The organism is Microcoleus anatoxicus, from assembly GCF_042465725.1.
Classification (GTDB): Bacteria; Cyanobacteriota; Cyanobacteriia; order Cyanobacteriales; family Microcoleaceae; genus Microcoleus; species Microcoleus anatoxicus.
The window spans coordinates 6,628,112-6,651,145 of record NZ_CP120853.1 but is presented as its reverse complement, the minus strand read 5'-3'; the positions used below and the strand labels follow the sequence as shown (position 1 = coordinate 6,651,145).

The window sequence follows — 23,034 nt, the reverse complement described above, 5'->3', positions numbered from 1 at the left end:
ATATAGCAGAAGGAAGAAGGAATAAGGAAGAAGCAAGAAGGAAGAAGTAAGAAGGAACCAGGAACCAGGAAGAAGAACCCCCCCCTGCCCCCCCCTAGGGGGGAAATTCAGGAAGAGGGAATAACAAACTTAAAAAATCCTGTAATAGCAATGGTTTGAGGGATTTTTTCTCATTCCCAGGCAGAGTTGGGTAACGAGTCAACAGTCAACAGACAATAGTCAACAGCCCAGACTCAAGAGCACAAAGACGGCAAAATATTAAAAAATTAAGTTGTATATCGAGTCCAAGTGGTGAGATGATCTGTAGTGCAGCCTCACGGCAGTTCCACAGAATCTGACCACTAGAGACGATCGTCGATCGAACTCGACTCATCGCACCTCTGCCAGAATCGACCACACACACTCACTCCATAAACATCAAAACCACAATTATGGCTGTTGCAACCCAATCACTCGAAGAACTCTGCATCAACTCTATCCGCTTTCTGGCCATCGATGCGGTAGAAAAAGCAAAATCAGGCCATCCAGGACTGCCGATGGGCGCTGCCCCTATGGCCTTTGTGCTGTGGGATCGGTTTATGCGGTTCAACCCCAAAAACCCCAAGTGGTTCAATCGCGATCGCTTCGTCCTCTCCGCCGGCCACGGCTGTATGCTACAGTACGCCCTCATGCACTTGACCGGCTACGATAGCGTCAGCCTCGACGACATCAAGCAATTTCGTCAGTGGGAGTCCAAAACCCCCGGACACCCCGAAAACTTCGTCACCGAAGGCATAGAAGTTACCACCGGCCCTCTCGGACAAGGCATTGCTAACGCCGTCGGTTTGGCAATGGCAGAAGCTCACCTCGCAGCTAAATTTAACAAGCCCGACAACACAATTGTTGACCACTACACCTACGTCATCATGGGTGATGGTTGCCACATGGAAGGCATTTCTGGCGAAGCTTGTTCTTTGGCCGGACACCTCGGACTCGGCAAATTAATTGCCCTCTATGATGACAACCACATTTCGATCGAAGGTGACACAAACTTAGCCTTTACTGAAGATGTCGGCAAGCGTTTTGAAGCCTACAACTGGCACGTCATTACTGTAGACAATGACGCTCTAGACCAAGATACTAGCCTCGAAGCAGTTCACAAAGCTATCGAAGAAGCTAAGAAAGTCACGGACAAACCGTCCATGATTAAAGTCCGCACAATTATTGGTTACGGTTCTCCCAACAAGCGCAATAGTTATAGTGCTCACGGTGCTGCTTTGGGTGGCGCTGAAGTGCAAGCAACTCGCGATTTCTTGAAGTGGGAATATGAGCCGTTTGTAATTCCTGATGATGCTTTGGCTCACTTCCGCAAAGCGTGCGATCGCGGTGCACAGGCCGAACAAGAATGGCAGCAAACTTTTGATGCTTACAAAGCAGCATATCCCGCCGAAGCAGCAGAATACGAGCGCACTGTTGCTGGCAAACTTCCCGAAGGTTGGGACAAAGTTTTGCCGACATACAAGCCAGAAGATAAGGCAGATTCGAGTCGGAATCATTCTGGAAAATGTTTGAATGCTTTGGCTGCTGTGTTACCTGAACTGATCGGCGGTTCCGCTGATTTGGCTTCTTCTAACATGACTTTGCTCAAGGGCGAAAAAGACTTCCAAAAAGGTCAATACGAAGGACGTAACCTCCGGTTTGGCGTGCGGGAACATGGCATGGGGGCGATCGCCAACGGCTTGCTTCTCCACGGCGGTTTGATTCCTTACTGCGCTACCTTCTTAGTATTTGCTGACTATATGCGCGGCGCAATTCGCCTGTCTGCACTCTCGGAAGCTGGTGTCATTTATGTAATGACTCACGACTCCGTAGCCTTGGGCGAAGATGGCCCGACTCACCAACCAGTAGAAACCATCGCTTCTTTGCGCGTGATTCCCGATTTGTATGTGATCCGCCCTGCTGATGGAAATGAAACATCCGGTGCTTACAAAGTAGCCATTGAAAACCGGAAAGTCCCAACATTAATGGCTTTGTCTCGTCAAAACTTGCCTAACTTGGCCGGAAGTTCGATGGAAGGAACAGCCAAAGGCGCTTACATTTTGTCTGATGACGGTGGCACTCCCGACATCATTTTAATCGGCACCGGTGGCGAAACATACCTCTGCGTTGATGCGGCCGAAAAATTGCGCGCCGCCGGCAATAAAGTGCGCGTAGTTTCGATGCCTTGCTGGGAATTGTTTGATGCACAAGATGCAGCTTACCGCGAATCCGTACTGCCAACAACTGTTACCAAGCGCTTGGCTGTGGAAGCTGGTTGTAGCTTTGGTTGGGGACGTTATGTCGGTGGTGAAGGCGATAGCGTCAGCATCGACACCTTCGGCGCTTCTGCACCAGGCCCCGTTGTGTTAGAAAAGTTTGGCTACACCGTTGAGAATGTAGTAGCTAAGGCTCAAGCGCTGTTGGGCTAATAGCCACAGCATAATTGAGTTGGGGGTGGGCTTATGGCCAGCCCCTTTTTTTTTGCATAAATCTGGTTTAGCTGGAACAATAGTCCGGACAGTTTTCAATCACCAACGGTAGAATGCGGGTTCCAGCTTCCTCAGCAGGTGAAATCTTAACGGTAGAATGCGGGTTTCTGTTGCGGCCAAAAAAACTGTCCGGAGTATTGAAATAGAAGGGTAAAGCAAAATAGTTTAAGATCGTATTTGCCCCGTGGCAATCTGAGGATAAATAACATCAAAGCTATGTGGATTAAGATTCTGTTGGTAGAAGACAATCCGACTGACGCTGATTTGCTTGCAGAATTGTTAGAAGCATCTGTAGGAGTCGAGTGGGAACTGGTGTGCGTTGAGTTCCTACACTCGGCGATCTCACATCTGAGCACACAATTTTTCGATCTAGTTTTGCTTGACCTTTCTTTGCCCGATAGCCACGGTTTGGGAACCCTAACTCGGTTGCGAGAAGTGGCCCCGGATACGGCAATGGTGGTAATGACAGGCTGGGATGATGAGGCCGTTGGACTCAAGTCTGTGCGCTTGGGTGCTCAAGATTACATAGTCAAAGGTCAAATTACTACTCAATTGTTAGTGCGCACAATCCGTTACGCTATTGAACGTTCCCAAACTTTTCAAATGCTCAGGGAAAGCGAGCGACGTTTTCGGGCGATTTTTGACTCCTCATTTCAACTCACAAAGCTGCTGACTCCCGATGGAATTGTGCTGGAAGTTAACGAGACAGCTCTGGAGTTTACAGGAATGCGATCGCAAAATATTGTGGGCTACCCGATTTGGGAACAGCCGATTTGGCAACAGTCACCCAATGCTAAAGCACAATTAAAAGAAGGAATCAGTAAAGCTAGTCAAGGTGAGTTTTTTCGCAGCGAACTTGACTTATTAGGCAACAGCGGGAAAATTGTGACCGTTGATTTCTCCCTCAAGCCAGTCAAAAATGACACAGGACAAGTTTTGCTGCTGATTGCTGAAGCACGGGATATTAGCGATCGCAAGCTCGCGACAGCCGAAATTATCAAAACACTCGCACGAGAAAAGGAACTTTCAGAGCTCAGAGCTAAATTTGTGAGCATGGTTTCCCATGAGTTTCGCACCCCCCTGACAACAATCCAATTTTCCGCTGGATTGCTGCAAGATTACAGTTCTAATTGGTCGAGCGAGAAAAAATCCACTCATTTTGCGCGGATTCAATTAGCGATTCAACGCATGACAGAATTATTAGAAGATATCCTAGTAGTAGGTAAAATCGAAGCCAATACACTACAGTTTAAACCAGTTTCCTTAAACCTAGAAAAATTCTCCATTCAGATTATAGAAGAACAAAAACTAAATGATAGCAACCAACACCCCATCGCCTTGATAGTCTCCGGCGACAACACCAAAGCTGAAATGGATGAAAAACTACTGAGGCAAATATTGGGAAATTTACTCTCAAATGCCCTCAAGTATTCCCCAGCCGGAACCTCAGTTGATTTACACATAACAACTCAAAATAAAGAGGTAATTTTTCAAATTCAAGACCGAGGTATCGGGATTCCCCAATCCGACCAAAAGCGAATTTGGGAAACATTTTACCGCGCCACAAATGTCGGCACTATTTCGGGAACAGGTCTCGGTTTAGCAATTGTAAAAAGAGCTGTAGAACTCCACGGTGGTCAGATAGTCATGCACAGTCAGAAAGGCAAAGGGACAAATTTTAAAATCACCATACCTTTAAGTTATAATTCCGACAAAAATAGCTAATTAATTCCTGGAAAAAAGACTCAACCAACACACAATTAAAAAACAGAATCAATTAAAAAAGTAACTACAATCAATCAGCGGAGAAATAACTATGGCAAAAATTTTGGTAATTGAAGACGAAGCAGCGATTAGAGAAAATATTTTAGACTTGCTAGAAGCCGAGAATTTTGTATCCCTAGGAGCTGCTAACGGTCAAGTCGGTATCGAAATGGCGATCGAACAGATGCCGGACTTAATTTTGTGCGACATGATGATGCCAGAAATTGACGGTCAAGGTGTCCTCAAAGCATTGCGATCTGAGCCTTTAACTGCAACAATTCCGTTTATTTTTCTCACAGCAAAAGCTGAAAAAACAGACATTCGCCTAGGGATGGAACTCGGAGCCGATGATTACATCACCAAACCTTGTACGCCCCAAGAATTGCTAAAAGCTATTGCTATTAGACTGGAAAAACACAAAGCAATTAGCAGTCAATCCCAAAAAAAACTTGACGATTTACGTTCCAATATTAGTACGTCCCTACCTCACGAATTGCGTACTCCTTTGAATGCAATTCTCGGTTTTTCCGAACTAATATTGTCTGAATATAAGGTTTTTGAGGAATCGGATATCTTAGAAATGATCGGTCATATCCAAAGTTCTGGCCATCGCTTGTACCGACTAATTCAGAATTTTTTGCTATATACAGAGCTGGAAATAGCAGCAACCAATCCAGAATTAATTAAGGAGATGCGAAACAGTCAATTTAGCTGCGTAGAATCTTTGCTATCGGAAAAAGCGCGGCAGCAAGCAAAGCTGGCTAATAGAATAGACGATTTAAAATTAAGCTTGCAAAATTCATCGGTAGCAATAGATTCTATTAAGCTGACAAAAGTTCTTGAAGAACTCCTGGACAATGCCTTCAAATTTTCTGAAGAAGGAACACCAGTTTTTGTGAGTGTTTGGGTGGAAAATCAGAGCTTTATTCTGTCGGTGAAAGACCAAGGACGCGGTATGACGGCCGAGCAAATTTCACAAATCGAAGCTTATCTGCAATTCGAGCGCCAACTTTACCAGCAAGCAGGTTTGGGATTAGGTTTGGCAATTGCAAAACGCATTACAGAATTACATGGCGGAAACTTAAAAATAGAAAGTTCCCCCAATCAATCAACCATAGTCTCTGTGTGTCTGCCCGTTTAAATAGAATATAGCCTTTCTTTAGTCACACAGTGGCGATCGCTAGTTTGACACACCGCTTCATATAAATTTGAGCTACACTATCTGTAGGATGGTGTTGCAGACAGGCAGACAATAATTCTCTAGCTTCTACAAACCTGTTGCTATGATAATATACCAAAGCTTTTTCAAAGATGGGTTTTGTCTCTAACTTTTTCTGTCGCGACTCCGGCCCATCCGCCTCAAATACTTCATAAACTGCGATCGGTAGCGATTTACCTTTAACTTTGACGCGATCGACAAACCTCAAATCATAAACTTCTTCCAACTGGATAAAAGTATGGTGAGTAATTAACATCGATACTCCGTATTCTTTCGTCAAATTTTCAATGCGGGAGGCTAAATTCACTGCATCACTAATCACCGTACTATCCATCCGATTTTGCCCCCCAACAGTCCCCAACATTAAAGAACCTGTATTGATGCCAATGCCAATTTGTAGCGGCTGGCGATCGGGTTGAGTGCGAGTAGTATTGTATTCATTTAGTTGCTCTAGCATGACAATTCCAGCTTTCACAGCATGGTCTGCACTACCATCAAACAATGCCATAATCGCATCACCAATATATTTATCAATAAAGCCATAATTATCAGTAATTACGGGTTCCATCCGCGATAAATAAGCATTAATAAATTTAAAATTTTCTTCGGGATTCATAGTTTCAGACAGTGTTGTGAAATCACGAATATCTGAAAATAGCACCGACATTTCTTTTTGTACCTGATCCCCTAATTTCACCTCTAAAATACTTTCATATCCCAGAAAATACAGAAATTCGTGTGGGACAAATCGCCCGTAAGCATCGGTTAATTTTTCTTCTGCTGCTAGGGCTTTTTCTAAGTCGTCTGTGAATTGACGGCGCTCTTTTTCTACACATTGACGTTCTGTGATATCTTGAAATGCTGCGATCGCATAGACTATATTTTTTCCTTCGTCGTAAATTGGTGTCGCCCAAACCTCGATCGGCACAATCCGATCCGGGCGGTGAATTTCCGCATCATCAACACGCACAACTTCTCCTCGCAGGGCCCGAATCACCGGTTGGCGATCCATAGGATATAATTGATTAGTTCTCGCACAATAAGCTTGATAAACTTCTGGTAACTTATCAGGAATAACATCGCAAACTAAACCTTGACCAAATATCTTTGTACCGGCAGAATTCATGTAACAAGGTTTTCCATTAGCATCTACGACAAATATTCCCACCGGCATCGCTTCCAGTAATTGAGTCAGCCGATTTTCACTTTCTGACAGTTCCTCATTTAACTTTTCTTCTGCTACTAAAGCTTTTTCCAAATCATTGGTAAACCTGAGCCGTTCCATTTCTACCTCTTTTCGCAAAGTAATATCCTCCGCAAAACCCTGGTAGTAAAGCACTTCACCATTCCCATCAAAAATAGTGCGTGCATACTCAGAAATCCAAATAATCCTACCATCTTTGCAGTAAACCTGAGACTCAAACTCAGATAGAGTACCGTGGTTTTTCATCAAATTCAGAAACTCTTGACGGCGATTCGGCATTACATACAATTGGTGCTCAATATCATTAACACTTGCTATCAATTCTGCTGGCGAATCATAGCCATAGATTTGAGCCAGAGCCGGATTAGCACTAATAAAATGTCCGTCTGTCGTAGTCTGAAAAATACCTTCTAGAGCATTTTCAAATATGCTGCGATACTTCTCCTCAGCTTGAATTAACGCAGCTTCCGCTTTCTTCCGTTCCGTAATATCAGTAAAAGCGATAATCCCATCAGAAATTTCCCCTAGAGAATCATAAATTGGAGTCGCCCAACTTTCAATGGGAATAATTTTATTCCCAGCACGAATTTCTACACTTTCCGTCCGCACATTTTCGCCTCTAAGCGCGCGCATAATGGGCAATTCTTCTACAGGACATCTCTCATTAGTTCCAGATTTATAAAATTGATAAATAGCTGCTTTTTGCTCAGAATTAATATGCGGCACAGTTCCTTTGCCAAATATCTCCCGCGCTTTCTGATTTGCATAAAAAGATTGACCGCTGGCATCCAGCACGCACACACCCAACGGCATCGCTTCCAAATATTGCCTCAAGCGACTTTCGTTTTCGTGGAGTGTAGCAATTAACCTTGCCTGCTTGCGACTTAATTTTGCTAATTCCTGATTCATCTCCTGAAGTTCTACTTGTTTTTCCGCAAGTTGTTTCTCTTGAAAATATTTATATATAGCCTCTGTCACTGTTAGTTTCAAATCGTCAGGCTGCCAAGGCTTAGCGATATAACGATATAATTTGGCATAGTTAATAGCATTAGTAACTGCTTCCAAATCAGCTTGTCCAGTCAGCATAATATTCAGAGATTTCGGAGATATAGCATGAACGTTTCTTAGTAGTTCGTCTCCTTTCATATTCGGCATAATCTGATCGCAAATAATCAAAGGAACTTCATAGTTATCTGCCAGTAATTGTGACAGTAACTCTAAGGCTTCTTCACCGCTTTCTGCCGTTTCAATTAAATATTTATCTTCAAAGGCTTTGAGCAAATCTATTTCCAGACTATTTAGTATAGTCGGCTCGTCATCTACACAAACAATGACTGGTTTTTTCATAATCTTCCTATACCAGACTTAATCGCTTCAATTAATTCTTGATGGTTCCAAGGTTTTGCTAATAAAGCATGGACGTTTGCTTGATTTTTGGTACGTTCAATGGCATCTTTGTCAGCTTGTCCAGTCAGCATCACAGTCACAATTTTTGGATATTTTTGATGAATCTCGATCAGCAACTGATCTCCTTTCATTCCAGGCATTAACCAATCAGAGACAATCACCAGGATATTTACCTCATCTTGACATAACTCTGCAATAATCTCCAGTGCTTCGGCCGCACTTTCAGCAAATTCGTAGAGATAATGTCCGTTAAAAGCCTGTTGCAGTTCTATTTCCAGACTTTCTAGTACGGATATTTCATCGTCTACACACAGAATAGCTGGTTTAACCATGGTGATTTTTCTATTGTAGTTTAGTATTCTGATTGATTTATCGCTAGCGGCAAGCAAGATTGCACAATTATACAATCTCACAGGGGCTTACTTCCCTCGAATAACTGACTTACCTACTCCGGTAAATTTATCGGCAAAGAGACTGTAAATGTAGTTTTAGCAGGCCTCGATTCCACATCTATTTTACCCTGATGTTTTTCAATTATTTTTCGCACAATATCCAATCCTAAACCGCTGCCTTCGCCCATAGATTTAGTAGTAAAGAACGGCTCAAATATTTTGGGTAATACTTCAGGCGGAATTCCTTTACCACTATCAGTAATACTAATTTTTACCCAGTTATTTTCATGTACTATATCAATTATTAAAATTCCTTTATCGTCCATCGCCTGTAAAGAATTATGCACTAAATTTGTCCAAACTTGATGGAGTTCGTCAGGATAACACCATACCGCTGACACTCCGGCTTGATAGTTTTTGATGACTTCGACACCGTGTTTGAGTTGATTCTGATAAAGAGTTAATACAGTTTCTATTCCCTCAGCAATATTCACCTCTAATTTTTCTCCATTAAAGTCGTAACGCGCATAACTTTTCAACGCAAACACGACTTTTGCTGCACGTTCGGTAGCGGTGGCGATAGTTTTAGCACTTCTCTGAATACTAGAAAACTCATAAGCTGTCTTGAGAATCTTTTCGCTATCGGGGTCTTTTAACAGCGACAAAAACGATTGTAAATCTGTCTGCAACCCTAGATTGACTAACATACCGGCAAGACTGTCCGCATTACCAATCTCTTGGAACTCTAGCTGCTGCTTCACGCCTCTTTTGAATTCTCGTTTTTCTCGCGTCGATAAAGAGTAATCTTGTTGGCTGGAATTGTGCATTAAATTCACAAAATCTTGCTGGCGTTCGACGGAAAGTTCTTTAAAAAAAACTGGCAAACTTTCTAGATTATTATCTAAAAAATTGTTAATGTTGCCAATAGACGAGCGAATCGCACCTAGGGGCGTATTGATTTCGTGAGCAATCCCAGCAATCAGTTGTCCCAGCGCGGCCATTTTTTCCGACTGTACCAAGTGATTTTGAGTGGCTTTTAATTGTGCTAAAGCAACTGTTAATTCTTCATTTTTTTGTTTGAGTTTATTTTGCAACTGACACATCGCCAGATGAGTTTCCACTCTCACCAACACCTCTTCAACTTGAAAAGGTTTAGTAATATAATCTACACCACCTACAGCAAAAGCTTTTACTTTATCTAGCACATCGTTAATGGCGCTAATAAAAATGACCGGAATGTCGCGAGTACGTTCATCTGCTTTTATTTTTTGACAGACTTCATAACCATTCATTTCCGGCATCATAATATCCAGCAAAATCAAATCTGGAGGCATTCCCCTAGCGGCAGAAAGTGCCAATTCGCCATTAGGGACCGGGCGGACTTTATAGCCCTTTCCATTCAAAATTCCCGCTAACAGGCGCAAATTAGCTGGTGTATCATCTACTACTAAAATATTACCGTTGTTAGTATTCGTGTCGTTATTCATGGTATTTTGTTTCAGAAATTAAATTCAACACTCGATCGTAGTCAAAATTCTCTATACAATTTGCGATCGCACTGGCCAGTAAAGGATTCTGTAAACTAATTTGGGCGATCGAGCTATCTATTAAATCGAGATCTATATTGAGTATGGCCAGCTTTAACTCAGCTACTAATTGCTGGGGTAATCCGTTGAAAGCATCCACAGTAAGTATCTCAAAATCCCGATTCTTTTTTTTCAGCACATTAACTTCCTTTGTATTTTCATAAATATAGCGTACTCCAATATGTTTGTGCATCGCATCAAAAATCTCGGCTTCCCGGAAAGGTTTCCGCATAAAGGCGTCGCAACCCGCTGACAAAATCACTGCCCGTTCCTCCTCCAAAACACTAGCAGTGAGTGCAATAATGGCAGTAGCTTGACCTTTGACAGTGCCTTTTATGTGTTTGGTTGCTTCGTAACCATCCATCACAGGCATTCTCATATCCATCCAAATTAAATGCGGTTCCCAACTGTCCCAAATTTCAATGGCTTCTTGACCATTTATGGCTTCTTTCAATTGAAATCCCAGAGGATTCAGGATTTTAATTAATAGTTGGCGATTGAGCGGTTTATCGTCTACTATCAAAATTCGATAGGGGTGTTGGTTGGGTTCCAAGGCAATCACGTGGCTAGTTAATTTTTTGCTGTCAACTTCAGCCCGTTCGACCACAATAACTTGAATATCAAACTGAAAAACTGTGCCTTTTCCCACCGAGGAACTGACACTCATTTCACCACCCATTAATTCAACAAACTTGCGACTAATTGGCAAACCTAATCCTGTACCCTCTTGGGAGTCTTTCCCTGTTTGTGTTTGCACAAAAGGTTCAAAAAGATGATCTAATTCTTCCTGGGAAATACCCTTCCCTGTATCTTCTACTTCAAAATGCAGAAACAAAGAAGAATTAACGGGGACTGAATCCGGGGCAGAGATTGAATCATCAAGGAGAATTGGTGAGGCAAAATTAGGATTTTTATACAAACTTAATTCCGCATCTTGAACATCTTTACTTTGGTGAGTTTTGATTTTTTTTGAGTCTTCTAATATCGGATAACTTTCCAATTCTGCCTGCTTGCTAATTTTAACCGATACACCACCCTCATCAGTAAATTTGAGAGCGTTGTTAAGCAGATTAATTAAGACTTGTCGCAATTTTAATTCGTCAGTTTCCACGTATTGTGGTACATCGGGACTGCGGTCAAAAATTAACTGCAATTTTTTGTCATCTGCTTTTAATTGAAACATATCTTCGACATCGCACAGCAGGCGATAAATGTCTATTTTTTTGGGATTGAGGGTAGTGCGTCCCGCTTCAATTTTGGATAAATCTAGAACGTTGTTAATTAGGGTGAGCAGGTGTTCTCCACTGCTGCTAATTATGTTCATATTTTCTTGGTCTTCTCGCGATAGAGTTTGGCTGCGAGTCATGAGTTGGGAAAAGCCGAGAATTGCATTGAGAGGCGATCGCAATTCGTGACTCATGTTAGCCAAAAAGGCACTTTTAGCTTGATTTGCGACTTCAGCTTTGTCTTTAGCTACAGCTAATTCTGCCGTCCGTTCTTCCACTCTATTTTCGAGATTTTCAAAAGAATGTTGCAGTTGTTGAGCCATGCTGTTAAATGCTTTGCCTAATTCTCCCAATTCGTCTTTACGTTGAATTTCTACTGTTTGATTCCATTCACCTTTGGCAAGGTTTTTGGCTGCTGTATTTAAGCGCCAAATAGGATTTGTCACCCATCGAGAAGTTAAAATTCCAATAATTACAGCTACTCCCAAAGCAGCCAAACATAACCAAATCGTCATGCGGGTATTGGCATCTATTTCGGCGGTGAAATCAGCTTCGGGAACCACTACCACAATTAGCCAGTCTAAACCTTTGCCATCTTGGAATGGTAAGAATTTCACAAATTGTTGTTTCCCTTCTATTTGAAAATTCAAAGTAGAGGAATTTTGAATTGTTTTTAATTCTCTAAAATGAGCTGCTACATATTTTGCCGTAGCTTGAGTCGCAGGATCAACACTTTCTTCAGCTTTAAACAGTTCTTTTTTATTCCCTCTGGTACGGAAAGGTTTTTCGGAAGTGGAAGTGGCCAGCAGCGTGCCGTTTCTTTCCATGATAAATGCCTGTCCCGATTTCCCAATTTTGAGACTGTTTAAAAATTGACCAATGTGGTCGAGGCGCAAGGCAGTAATTAATACTCCTTCCAGTTGGTCTTTTTCGTAGACTGGTTGCAGAGCGCTGATAATTAATGTCGGTTCCAAAAACGAAATGTAAACTGAGCTCCAAGTGGGTTGGCCTGCGTTAGCCGCATTTTGGTAGGAAGGATGTTGGCGAATATCGAAAGACTTGACAACAGTAGCAACTGTAGTGCGATCGCCTGTATTGTTAGTATTGTAAGAATAAAAGTCAAGCCCAGTAGATACCCCTGACATATTAATCATCAGGGAGCCATTGGACAGTTTTTCTCCGGTTCTATATTCTCCATTTTTATTGCCAATGGATGTAAAGTTGATATAAGGATATAATTGTACTTGCCGCCAAAGGTATTTCTCCCAAGCTGATAAATCTTCCATGTTTAACAGCCCCAGTTTGACTGCATCCAGCTTGCTTTGGTTAATTTGATGGGGCGTGGCGACGTAAATTTGGAGGTTTTGCTCGACGCGAGCACTAACTTCGCTCATCAACTGACTAGCTAAGTTATTAACTGCTTTTTGTCCGTTTCTAAAAGAAAGATATCCTACGAGTCCCACGGCTCCGACTATTTGCAGTACAAAGGGAACTATCAGTACAGTTCGCAGGGGAAGTTTCTCTAAAAGTTTAAAAACCATAAGTTTGAGAGGTTTGGTGAACTTAATCTAGGACAGTCCTGGTACAATCTGTCTTAACAGCAGCGCCATCAACGAGCAATTAGCTATAGGTAATTGTTTTGTGGTTATTCGCTGCGGTAGATGCTCAACCCCCGATCGAATTTAAATCTAGTATTGGCGATGTTATCGGCTGTTATTGTATCAATTGTCCTATGATTTTGACAATTTAGGCATATTTTTTAGTGGGTGACTAAGAGAAATGCCCCAGACACTTTATTTAAGGGCTAGTTGAGTCTAGTGGATGGGGAATGGTAGATTTAGTTTAGTCAGTCAGCGTGCGTGGGCACGAATCCGGGCGACTCGGAGGTAATTGCTTGATTGTTAAGGGATGTGGAGGCTAGGGACCGAATTTGCGATCGGACTAGCTATTTTCGGCAAGACGTGATATAGTCAAAAAAGTTGAGGGCACGTAGCTCAGTGGATAGAGCATCAGGTTCCGGTCCTGAGGGTCGGGGGTTCAAATCCCTCCGTGCTCATTTTGTATGTCTTTTGTACGCCAAGGGTTTTAGGTTAATTTTATTACCGATAGTCCTATTTTCCGCTCAAATTTCGCTCCTGTCGGTTTCAAGTATCTCCAAAACCACCTCTATATCCGCCAAGTTTGCCCCGGACTTTTTGCGTCTGGTTTTCAACTGGTTGAGTAGATCGGCGGCATCGGGAAATTCTGCGACTGCCGGAGCTGAGTTTTTATTTTCCTGACATGAGAGCCGTGCTTCCTTGAGTTCTTGCTCCAACATCTGAACCTTCAGCCCCAAATCGCCGTTGCGCTCGTGTAACTGATTGAGCTCTTTGTCCCATTCTGCAAGTTGCCTGTTGGCCGCTTTCAATTCCTGCCTGAGTGATTCATCGTTGCCGTCACTCAGGCACTCAATTTTCCCAGCCGTTCCTCAATGGCGGCCATCCGCTCCATCACAGGGTCAAGACTTGAACTTACAGCCTTGTCTACAATGTCTACAATGTTTGTAGACACGACATCATGAGAGTTTTTTGTAGACACATCGGCGGGAAGTGTAGACACATCGGCGGGAAGCGTAGACACAGGATTGCCGCTAGTTATATACAGCTTGTAGTCACCGTACACTCCCGATATTTCCTTGAGAATACGTTGTGCAGCTTGACTTACCGATTCACCCTCTAGCCTTTGGGCTTCTATCCAGTTAAGAAAGTGACCGGATGCTCTGAAGGATACAACTTGACTCTGACTCATTGTAGACACCTGTAAACATTCTTTGTCTACAATAACCGATTGATGTCTACAGTGTCAACAGTTTGTCTACAAAATTTGTAGACACAAAAATCCCCCAATTAAGGGGGATAAGATTTTAGCCGTCAGTCCTTGGTCATTGCCTAGTCAGGAATCGCCCTTAAGTCTTGGGGGTTGAGCCAAGTCGTAAAACTGCCATCAGGCTTCAGACAACAAACGTGGTGGTTTTTAACCTCATCAACCACAAGGTCAAGTTTTCCGTACTGTGCTACGCAGCCAGCGTTGTTACCCACGTAGCGGACTCGCACACCTTTTTTGAGGGTTACGCGCTTGGGCTGTGTTGGAGGTGTTGGCTGTTCCGGTTGAGGTTGAGTGAGTATTTCTGCCAGTTTTTGCCGTTCATCATCAGTGAACTTAGACGTGAGTTTTGAGAGTAAATTGCAAACTTCTGAAAAAGTTGGCAAAACTGCTTCGCCAGCTTCGCCAGCCCTCTGCATAAGACTTCTAGCTTCGCCACTTGCTTCGCCAGAATTAAATGGCGAAGCAAGTGGCGAAGCTGTAACGCTCTCTACATCTACTGGCGAAGCTGGCGAAGCAATATTTGCACTTTTTTCAAAGTTTGCTCCAAAACCAATTCCAGAAAGATACCATTGCCCTCTCCTGTCTACTTCATCTCGCTCGTTGTAACGTAATTTCTGGAGCTTAGGAAAAATCTCTGAAAGTCTTGCAAACACTTGATTTATGGCTTTCACTGGCGTGTCGTATTTGTTGGGCAAGTCATGCCAAATCAGCTTGTCTTTACGTTTGTCGTCACCCACCTCGACTTCCAGCGTCCCCGTCTCCTGATACCAGTCGAGCAATCGCTCCCACAAGTCCTTGATATAGATACGGCCACCAGTTTGTACCTCAATACCAGCATCACGAACGAATTGCCATAAGTGACGACTCTCCTCTTGAGCCTTCTGCATTGCGTCTTTGGTTGCCTTGTAATCGATACCTTCGGACAGCAGTAATGGCAAACGTTCTAGCAATTTATTGAGCATCGCCGGGGCGACTCGTTCAAGAATAAATTTTTCGTCATCCTTAAACCGTGGGTCGGCTTCTAGTTGCCCCTCGGAGGCTATAGCGTTGCGGGCGTAAGTCTTGTCAAACCTCAGAATGCCATAACGGTCATCAATTGCGGCCGTCCCCCCGGTGATAGAAGGCAGTTTGTTGCAATTGGCAAAAAAGATAGCGGTCGGCTTGTACTCGTAACTATCCTTACCTTTGCGCTCAACGTCGATCGGGTCTCCTGTTATATATTGCTTGAGACTCTGAATACCGTCTAGGTCTACTTTTGCCGTATTTTCAGAAGCCCAATTACAGATACTTCCTTCAATCCCCGCCAGAGTGAACTTACGACCAGTGTCATAGGATTTGAAATCAGACAAAGACTTCCCGGTCATCCCATTCCCGTAAACGGCTGCGAGGACGGCGCGCAAAGTGTCTTTACCGTTAGAGCCTTCCCCATGGCAAAGCAAACCTTTTACCCCCCGCCCCGTCAACTTTGAGCGCACAAGTTTTAGGTTGAGTGCAGCAGCAGCAGTCCGCAGAAAAATCTCTCGTTGCGACGGCTCCAAACACTCCAAAAGGCGATCGCAATCTGTCGGGTCAATATTGGGGTCATACTTGCAGCCGACATAGGTATAGACCTGATTAGGGTTATGCGGTACAAGCGAGTGAGTGCCATCTGAATTGACCTTTACAACGCCGTTGGCACAGTTCAAACCATCGGGATTAATGGTATTGGGGTCAACTGCCACAGCCAAAACCATATAGTTATAAACCTCATTGACGCTGGCAGAATTGGCGCGGTTGCAACGGTATTTCCCTTTCACATACTCAGAGTAGGTACTCAGCCAGTGCAGGATGCGTCGCCTCTCAGTGGCTTCAGACCTCAACTCATAATGGGTGCCGGTGAACTCAAAAAGTTGTCCCCCTATCGACACCCAATGCGTGCCTGAATACAACGCTTCAATGGCTTTTTGTGCGTAATTCAACTCTGGAGTCGGCGCTGTGTCTGGAATGTAGTCACTTATACTACTGTTAGACGACAAACATACTACATCTTCTCGCGTGCGCGGGTGAGGAGTTAGAGAATTATTAGGGTTTAAAGAGTCAATTTTGCGATCACTTTTTTTGAGTTCTTTCTCCCACTTGGCTAGAGTTGGTGCGCTGGCTACAGCTTCTTTGAAAGCCTCGCCACCCTTAGCCTTGATGAAGTCATCCATGCCCTTAAACTGACTGCCCCAAACTGTGATGTGTACTTCGCATCCACACTCCTCTAGTAAGCGAGCAAACTTCAAAATGGCTGTACGGCAAGATGGGTTGCTGGCATAGTCGGAGTCAAAGTCTATGTAGTGGATAGTTCCAGGCTGTGCCCACTCCTTGACAAAGGGCGCTAGTTCCCCGTCTTTGCCCCAATTCCATACCCCTGTAAGCGCAATGACAGCAAGTTCAAGACTCAAACCAGCACCAGCTTTTTTTGCTCCTTCCGTCCAATGACGTGGTATGGACTTGTCGTTCCAAGCCTTATTCCAGTAATGTCTGTCTGGCATTGAGAGAAAGATGGCATCGGGTTCACCGCCACTCGTTGTGAGATACTTGCGCGGTTTAGAGCCTTCTGGTTGATGTGGCTTGTCTGGTTTGCCCTGTCCGTAACAGTTGCCCATGCGTGCACCAGTCCGCCAATTAACACCGCGACACCACCAGCCATCAGTTTTGATGGGGTCTTTGGGCTGGATGCGTTCGTTAAGTTCTTTGGCGGTTAGCGATTCGATGTTGAGACGTGCGATCGCTTCTGATACGACTGAACCTTCAACCCACTCGGTAAGGTGCTTTGGGCTGATAAAAGTTGAATTTTGGAATGCGGAATTTTCCCCAGTGGGGTATGATTTAGTCATGGTTTTAGCGCCTCTAAAAGACGCTTTATGTACCAAAGACCGCTGTTCGCTAGGTTCCAATTAGAGACAGCGGTTTTTTGGCGTTTACTTTTTTTGAAGATTTAGGACACAGGAGGAACCGCCCCGCGGGTTAGATTGCGGGTGCGATTAAGCTGTCGTTGCGAGCACAGCCACCTATTTCAGCGTCAGGTAATGGGACAAAGATTGGGAAGAGCGGAGGGGCCCGATCGGTTGCTCGAACAGGCAACTGGATGTCGGTGTCTTTGATTACAGGTTCCTTGGCAAGCTCAATGCGAGTTTTGGGAGTTTTCTCTTGCTTGTTAATGAGATGCTTTATCTCTGCCAACATATGCGCCCGAACTGTGCAACAAATGTATTTCCAGAATTTCATCTTTCTCGGATGCCATTCTCGGCTGCGTTCTCCAAACTCCATAAGAGATTCTCCGGCCTCTCTATTCCAGAAAGGCTTGAGACAGCGCTTGACTCGCTCGATGAACCCGTAAATACATTTCACATCCATGTCGAACATTTTAATTGATAAATTGCGCTTGACAATTTCAGACGGTTTTTGTCTCGGCAACGAACCGAATACGTGTCAAAACTCACTCGTCGGGTTTAAAGGTAAAAGCACTAGACGAGCGAGTTGCAGAAAGGATTTCAGCACCAACAAGTCAAAGGGGATTTTGTTCAAAATCTCGGACGGATTTTGTTGTTAAGCATGATAGGTTTCCAAAATCAGCACAAAGCGATACATCCGTCTTACTCACCAACCAAGCGCTTATACTCAGCCTCAGCAGCTTTGTACTTAGAACTACCCCCCTTGGTTACGCCCCACAACTCAAGGATGATTTTTGCCTTGCCATAGCCCTTGGCCTGTAGTTCCAGAATCCGTTCTAAAAGTTCTGAATCGGCGTTCTCGGCTAGTTGATTTGAACGTTCAGAACTCCAGCCGTCATCTTGGCTGTGACTTAGGGCTAGAGAGCGTTCTAGGTGTTCCACTTGTTCAGAACCCACCGTGTTTAGGATAGATTCGGCTTCCATCCGGCGCTGCTGTTCGGAGACATAAGCACTGGTAGCCAATTCATCAACAGCATCAGCCACGACAACAGCCTCACGCATAGACTCAAACTCTTGGGCTTGAGCTAGTTTGAGGGCAATCCGTCGAGATTCAAAGCAGCAAGCAAAACCGCCTGCCAGAGATAGTCCAGTGACCCAATTGTGCAGCGGAATTTTACGGCTGAGGGTGAACGGCGGTGCTAGCCAGAGGATTAACCCAGAGGTTGTTAACGCGCAAACCTTCAAAATCTGCATAACATCACCCCCAAACCGAATAAAACAGCGGCTATCCCGGCAACCAAAATCCCTTGCAGGTCCAGGAGTGTGATGCGGAATTTCAAACACAGCCAGTCGTCTAGTATCCAGCCTAGAACCCAACACAGAACTAGGACTAGGTACAAGGCTCTCACCAAAATCTGTAGTCTAAAATTGAGCGACGCTATCCAGCAGAGGAAACTGGAAGCGATCGCACAACTCACAAAAGTGTTAAAAAGTGCGATCGCCCTGCTCATGGTTTTGTCCCTTGTAGCTTGGCTTTAATTTCGCTGATGCGACTTTCGGCATTACTAGCTGCTTGTTCTAAACCCATGCCTAATCGAGCGTAAGCAGGACGCAAGCCGTGCAAGTGTTTACCCAGACGTGCGTCGGCGCGCTTTTTTACGAGTTCGTTGTCAGCTACGACACCCTCATATTTGCGGTGGTGTTTGTGGACCTTGGCATCGGCTTCCTCAATCTTGCCAGCAGCTTCATAAGCCCGTTTGGCGTGACGTGCGCCCTCAGTTTTCTCCTTTGCTAGCGCCTTCATAGCGTCGGCTTCTTCTTCTGTGAAGTAGCGGGGTTTTTCGATGATGGGGACTGAGCGTTCACTTGCTGCGAACTTGCCCGGATTTAGCGGACTGATTGCGTCGGCACTGGTTGGGGCTAAAACGGTGGAATGGTTAATAGCGTGGCTACCATGGCTTAAACCGCCCGATTTTTCGTCATTTTTAAAGATTTTGTTCATGCGTCCCATATTCGGCTCCTATTTGAATGTTGATGCGGATTTTAGGGAATAGATTGAGTGGGTTGATTTGTCGCCACATGGACATAGCCAGCACAAATACCCCCACAGAAGCGAGTACAAGTGCGATGAGTTGTCCAAAATCAACCCAGTCAAAGAATGTGGAATTGTGGCGGGTAAAGTTGCAGACGGGAAAGGAACCGTCATTAGTCCAGTCGAGGGTGTCTACACTGTCTACAGCTTGTAAGTCAAGCGGTTTAGACGTTTTGTCTACACTGTCTACACTTGCAACTTTATTGGTGTCTACACTGTCTACACTGTCTACAGTCGCCGTCTCAAGGGATTCACCGTCAACTAGGTACAGTTCTAGCAATGCCTCCCATGTGGCAGTTTTGCTGAGTTTCCCGAACTGTTTGGCATCTTCATTGGTGAAACCGCGGTCGTAGGCGATCGCTTTGAGCTTGTCAATGCGACGGTGGCTGATGGGGGGTTCAGTCATGGCAAAACCCCGCCAACTCAATCATTAAGAGTTGCGATCGTCCGCAAAGACAATCGGCTGAAAGTGGCATAATTTATAGGCTCCAAACGTTGCAGATAAACGGTTTGGGGAAGTCGTGACTTGGCTAGCATTGTAAGTGCTTGTCAGTCGCGCATCAATCTTCCTTAGTTACATACGATCGCAGCTTCCCAGCAAACTGTCAACAGTTCGGTTGTAAAGTTTTGTCGATAATTATTCGGTGAGTAACCCCATCACTTCGTCGGGTGTAATCCCGTAAATAGCGGCTAGCAGTTTGATATTTTTCACGTCACTACCTAGCTGTTTCAGAACCCCAATTGCACTACTTAAAGGGATAGCTTCCTTTGTGGATTGAGTCAGTAAGTTAATTGTCGTTTCGGTATTGGCACGACGCTTGTAAACTGTTTCATTCATTTGTAATGAATGCCCTAAACTTTTAGCCCTTGTTTCCTGAGACATCCCCGCCATTTGACCATTAAGGTTAGCCAGATGGCGTAATGCGTGAGTTTGGGTAAAACCTTTATCCCACCTTCTCAATATATTTTGTGCGCGGTCACTATATAGTCCAGCAATTGTCTTTGAGTTACTTGATAGTGTCCCAATCTCAGGCAGTTTACCAGACTTAATTTCTAGCCAGTCCATTAAGTCAGGATGAGTGGGGGGAAGCATTGGCACACACAGTCGGTAGCCAGTCTTTGTTGTCGTGTCTAGTAATGTCTTATCACCGACCACGGCAATCATTTTTATATTATTCGGTTCAATTAGTGCCGGAATAGTAACACCATCTTTTGTCTTGAATGGTTTGTCAATATTCTGGATAGCAAAGACTTCATGAACCCGAAAACCATACACCATCTGCATCGAAAATACCCATAGCCACCTTTTACGCGATTCCAAATGATATCGTTTGTCACCCGAAACACTGAGAACCTGATTGCGAAGGTTCAAAAAGTCATCGACTGATAAAGTTTGAAGGTCTTCTCTAAATTCTGTTTGCGTACCATCAATTTCTTTCAGCTTGCACAACAACTCAGTATCGCCAATAGTCTCAGCTAGTTTTCTCATTGCACACAAACAGTTTTTAAAGCATTTAGTGCCTTGTTTTTTGGTGTAAATAATAGATAAAATATCTGCCGAATTTACAATGGCATCACCAGGCAACAGTTTAAAATACTGTCCGTAAACACATCCCCACGAACTTTGATGACTAGCATTATTCCTGTCACGTTGCTGACGGCGTTTAGTACGCCCATCCCAGTATTCTTTTTCTACTTTTGTTATGGCCTCACCAAACGTCATCAAATCATTTTTGATCACATTTTTGTTCAAAATAACATCGTCATACCAATCTAAAAACTGACTCTCGCTAGAGAACGATTGTAGAGCGCTAGCAACTAGATGGGCCTTCCTCAGAACATCAGTAATACCTTGCATCGTCAGGTAACAACCACAGGTTTTGTTGACCCGCTTGTTACCTAACTTGAATTGCAGTGTTATGTAACCACCGCTACCCTTCCTGTCTCTTTTTAGCCCTACGCCCTTGGGACATTCTTTCTGTGCTTGCTTGAAGTAGTCTAGAATCCGCTCGTAACCAACAAGGTAGTCTGCGGTGGTACTTACAGTGACAGGATTAGACTTTTCGCTCATCTTTCGCTCCCTACTCTGATAGTGCTGAGTTTGACTGATGCACTCAGCCTACAGCAAGTCGCTCAGTGTTCGCTCAAATCAAAAACAGGACTTTCAGAGTGGGTGCAAAAAATGCCTAGAACGACGGAAATTCGTAATTCAAGAGCGAGGCTTTGATTCAAATCCCTCCGTGCTCATTTTGTATGTCTTTTGTATTGTCTCCAAAATGTCTCCTATTTGGAGGCAATCTTCACCCATTGCTTAGCTTGAGCTGTTCCCCATCGATTGACGCTAGCCGAAGCGGTCTAGCGTCAGGCTCCTGCTGCTCTAGCTGAAACTGCTTCTAGAACTTCAGAGACATACAAGTTTCCGGTTTAACGCTAGGATGAAACAAGAAATAAACACCAAAATTACCAATGTCCAGCTAAATGTAGACTGGGCAAGTTGTGGCTAGGTATTATAAAGCCTCTGGGTATCCGACGGGAGTTGTTAAGTAAGTAGCTCAGCACTGTTGGTGACTGAGTTTCCAAACGTATCAGGAGCTTCTTATGAGTTTATCTTTTAAACAATTGACCCTTTATCTGACATTGCTATCGATCGGTGGAGGTATGGGATGGTTGGGAAATCGCTATCTCCAAAGCCCAAACGGTCTGGAAACTGGCTCGGTTTTGCCCGTGGTACGCCAACAAATCCCGCCCTATGCGTCTGCTCCAGTCCCATCCGATCGACAGCCCGATCGCGGCAATTCCAATTTTATTGCAGAAGCCGCCCAAAAAGTCGGCCCGGCTGTGGTCAGGATTGACGCATCAAGCAAAGTCGTCAATCAAGTGCCGGAAGCTTTCAAAAATCCTTTGTTTCGCAGGTTTTTTGGCGATAATTTGCCAGTACCGGAAGAAAAAATTAAACGGGGTACAGGTTCGGGGTTTATTCTCACTTCTGATGGCCGGATAGTTACTAATGCTCACGTTGTTTCCGGCAGTGAGACTGTGAAAGTTACCCTCAAAGATGGCCGAGAGTTTGAGGGTAGAGTCCAGGGGGTCGATTTGCTGACAGATGTGGCTGTGGTGAAAATTAATGCCTCAGACTTGCCTCTAGTGGCTTTGGGTCGATCGGATAATATCGTACCCGGACAATGGGCGATCGCCATCGGCAATCCTTTGGGTCTTGACAATACAGTCACTGTCGGTATTATCAGCGCTACAGGTCGATCGAGCTCCCAAGTAGGCATCCCCGACAAACGAGTCCGATTTATCCAAACCGACGCCGCCATCAACCCCGGCAATTCTGGCGGCCCACTACTCAACGACCAAGGTGAGGTCATCGGCATCAACACTGCCATTCGTGCCGATGCTCAGGGCTTGGGGTTTGCCATTCCCATCGAAACTGCCAAACGAGTTTCCGATCAGCTATTCGCCAAAGGTAAAGCGGAACATCCCTATCTCGGCATTCAAATGGTGAGCTTGACTCCCGCCACACAGGCAGAAGTCAACAAACAGCTAAATGCTAAGATTTCCCTTGATAAAGGCGTAGCGGTGACCCGCATTGTGGAAAATTCCCCCGCTCAAAAAGCAGGCCTGCGTCCGGGAGACGTGATTGCCAAAATTGACGGAATTGCGGTTGATAATCCAGGGGACGTACAAGAAAGGGTGGAAAATACTGCTGTAGGCAAAGAACTGGAAATGGAAATCAATCGTCAGGGTCAAACTCAGAAAGTTAAAGTGCGTCCTGGTGCTTTTCCCATTTCAGGAAACTCGACTGGTGGCTAGTCGCAGGCGATCGAGGATGAATTTGATTCTTGGTTTAG

16 protein-coding genes and 1 tRNA gene are annotated in these 23,034 nt (G+C 44.4%); 5 read left to right on the top strand and 12 right to left on the bottom strand.

Going from position 1 to position 23,034, the window contains the following annotated elements; genetic code table 11:
- The first annotated feature begins 431 nt into the window (after positions 1–431).
- From tkt to P2A85_RS28890, 3 genes are all read left to right on the top strand, one after another.
- Positions 432–2,447, top strand: a complete 2,016-nt coding sequence (gene tkt, locus P2A85_RS28900) for a transketolase (protein ID WP_377476896.1) — start codon at positions 432–434, stop codon at positions 2,445–2,447.
- Between the two features lie 276 nt (positions 2,448–2,723).
- Positions 2,724–4,232, top strand: coding sequence for an ATP-binding protein (locus P2A85_RS28895; RefSeq protein ID WP_377476895.1), 1,509 nt, complete (start codon positions 2,724–2,726; stop codon positions 4,230–4,232).
- A gap of 91 nt (positions 4,233–4,323) precedes the next feature.
- On the top strand, positions 4,324–5,412 hold the full coding sequence (locus tag P2A85_RS28890; protein ID WP_377476894.1) for a response regulator: 1,089 nt from the start codon (positions 4,324–4,326) through the stop codon (positions 5,410–5,412).
- Positions 5,413–5,434: 22 nt separating this feature from the next.
- Here P2A85_RS28890 and P2A85_RS28885 read toward each other — a convergent pair whose 3' ends face one another.
- The 4 genes from P2A85_RS28885 to P2A85_RS28870 form a co-directional block, all read right to left on the bottom strand.
- Positions 5,435–8,041, bottom strand: coding sequence for a PAS domain S-box protein (locus P2A85_RS28885; protein ID WP_377476893.1), 2,607 nt, complete (start codon positions 8,039–8,041; stop codon positions 5,435–5,437).
- Positions 8,038–8,433, bottom strand: a complete 396-nt coding sequence (locus P2A85_RS28880; RefSeq protein ID WP_340519438.1) for a response regulator — start codon at positions 8,431–8,433, stop codon at positions 8,038–8,040. The genes P2A85_RS28885 and P2A85_RS28880 overlap by 4 nt, the downstream gene beginning before the upstream one ends.
- Positions 8,434–8,546: 113 nt before the next feature.
- Positions 8,547–9,980 (bottom strand): response regulator, encoded by a 1,434-nt coding sequence (locus P2A85_RS28875; protein ID WP_377476892.1) that lies wholly within the window; start codon positions 9,978–9,980, stop codon positions 8,547–8,549.
- On the bottom strand, positions 9,973–12,846 hold the full coding sequence (locus tag P2A85_RS28870; RefSeq protein ID WP_377476891.1) for an ATP-binding protein: 2,874 nt from the start codon (positions 12,844–12,846) through the stop codon (positions 9,973–9,975). The genes P2A85_RS28875 and P2A85_RS28870 overlap by 8 nt, the downstream gene beginning before the upstream one ends.
- Before the next feature lie 442 nt (positions 12,847–13,288).
- On the opposite strand from P2A85_RS28870, the gene P2A85_RS28865 reads away from it, so the two are divergent.
- Positions 13,289–13,361: transfer RNA gene (locus P2A85_RS28865), tRNA-Arg, on the top strand.
- Positions 13,362–13,427: 66 nt separating this feature from the next.
- Here P2A85_RS28865 and P2A85_RS28860 read toward each other — a convergent pair.
- From P2A85_RS28860 to P2A85_RS28825, 8 genes are all read right to left on the bottom strand, one after another.
- A complete protein-coding gene (locus P2A85_RS28860) occupies positions 13,428–13,712 on the bottom strand; it encodes a flagellar alpha dynein (protein ID WP_371116034.1) in 285 nt (94 codons plus the stop codon).
- 32 nt (positions 13,713–13,744) lie between these two features.
- Positions 13,745–14,092 carry a hypothetical protein gene (locus P2A85_RS28855; protein WP_377476889.1) on the bottom strand — a complete coding sequence of 116 codons (348 nt, stop codon included), beginning with the start codon at positions 14,090–14,092 and terminating at the stop codon, positions 13,745–13,747.
- Positions 14,093–14,232: 140 nt separating this feature from the next.
- Entirely contained in the window at positions 14,233–17,031 is a 2,799-nt protein-coding gene (locus tag P2A85_RS28850; RefSeq protein ID WP_377476888.1) for a DUF3854 domain-containing protein, read from the bottom strand.
- Positions 17,032–17,161: 130 nt separating this feature from the next.
- Positions 17,162–17,611 carry a hypothetical protein gene (locus tag P2A85_RS28845; RefSeq protein ID WP_377476887.1) on the bottom strand — a complete coding sequence of 150 codons (450 nt, stop codon included), beginning with the start codon at positions 17,609–17,611 and terminating at the stop codon, positions 17,162–17,164.
- Positions 17,612–17,790: 179 nt separating this feature from the next.
- A complete protein-coding gene (locus P2A85_RS28840) occupies positions 17,791–18,342 on the bottom strand; it encodes a hypothetical protein (protein WP_377476886.1) in 552 nt (183 codons plus the stop codon).
- 253 nt (positions 18,343–18,595) lie between these two features.
- Positions 18,596–19,090, bottom strand: a complete 495-nt coding sequence (locus P2A85_RS28835; protein ID WP_377476885.1) for a hypothetical protein — start codon at positions 19,088–19,090, stop codon at positions 18,596–18,598.
- Positions 19,074–19,586 carry a hypothetical protein gene (locus P2A85_RS28830; RefSeq protein WP_377476884.1) on the bottom strand — a complete coding sequence of 171 codons (513 nt, stop codon included), beginning with the start codon at positions 19,584–19,586 and terminating at the stop codon, positions 19,074–19,076. The genes P2A85_RS28835 and P2A85_RS28830 overlap by 17 nt, the downstream gene beginning before the upstream one ends.
- A gap of 231 nt (positions 19,587–19,817) precedes the next feature.
- Complete coding sequence (locus P2A85_RS28825) at positions 19,818–21,251, bottom strand: hypothetical protein (RefSeq protein ID WP_377476883.1); 1,434 nt, start codon at positions 21,249–21,251, stop codon at positions 19,818–19,820.
- Between the two features lie 527 nt (positions 21,252–21,778).
- Between P2A85_RS28825 and P2A85_RS28820 the strand changes: the two genes are divergently transcribed.
- Positions 21,779–22,996, top strand: coding sequence for an HhoA/HhoB/HtrA family serine endopeptidase (locus tag P2A85_RS28820; protein ID WP_377476882.1), 1,218 nt, complete (start codon positions 21,779–21,781; stop codon positions 22,994–22,996).
- Positions 22,997–23,034: the final 38 nt, after the last annotated feature.

Bases quoted from the DNA above. Each gene is read 5' to 3' on its own strand.
- tkt (WP_377476896.1), top strand. From the start codon at position 432: ATGGCTGTTGCAACCCAATCACTCGAAGAACTCTGCATCAACTCTATC.
- P2A85_RS28895 (WP_377476895.1), top strand. From the start codon at position 2,724: ATGTGGATTAAGATTCTGTTGGTAGAAGACAATCCGACTGACGCTGAT.
- P2A85_RS28890 (WP_377476894.1), top strand. From the start codon at position 4,324: ATGGCAAAAATTTTGGTAATTGAAGACGAAGCAGCGATTAGAGAAAAT.
- P2A85_RS28885 (WP_377476893.1), bottom strand. From the start codon at position 8,041: ATGAAAAAACCAGTCATTGTTTGTGTAGATGACGAGCCGACTATACTA.
- P2A85_RS28880 (WP_340519438.1), bottom strand. From the start codon at position 8,433: ATGGTTAAACCAGCTATTCTGTGTGTAGACGATGAAATATCCGTACTA.
- P2A85_RS28875 (WP_377476892.1), bottom strand. From the start codon at position 9,980: ATGAATAACGACACGAATACTAACAACGGTAATATTTTAGTAGTAGAT.
- P2A85_RS28870 (WP_377476891.1), bottom strand. From the start codon at position 12,846: ATGGTTTTTAAACTTTTAGAGAAACTTCCCCTGCGAACTGTACTGATA.
- P2A85_RS28855 (WP_377476889.1), bottom strand. From the start codon at position 14,092: ATGAGTCAGAGTCAAGTTGTATCCTTCAGAGCATCCGGTCACTTTCTT.
- P2A85_RS28850 (WP_377476888.1), bottom strand. From the start codon at position 17,031: ATGACTAAATCATACCCCACTGGGGAAAATTCCGCATTCCAAAATTCA.
- P2A85_RS28840 (WP_377476886.1), bottom strand. From the start codon at position 18,342: ATGCAGATTTTGAAGGTTTGCGCGTTAACAACCTCTGGGTTAATCCTC.
- P2A85_RS28835 (WP_377476885.1), bottom strand. From the start codon at position 19,090: ATGAACAAAATCTTTAAAAATGACGAAAAATCGGGCGGTTTAAGCCAT.
- P2A85_RS28830 (WP_377476884.1), bottom strand. From the start codon at position 19,586: ATGACTGAACCCCCCATCAGCCACCGTCGCATTGACAAGCTCAAAGCG.
- P2A85_RS28825 (WP_377476883.1), bottom strand. From the start codon at position 21,251: ATGAGCGAAAAGTCTAATCCTGTCACTGTAAGTACCACCGCAGACTAC.
- P2A85_RS28820 (WP_377476882.1), top strand. From the start codon at position 21,779: ATGAGTTTATCTTTTAAACAATTGACCCTTTATCTGACATTGCTATCG.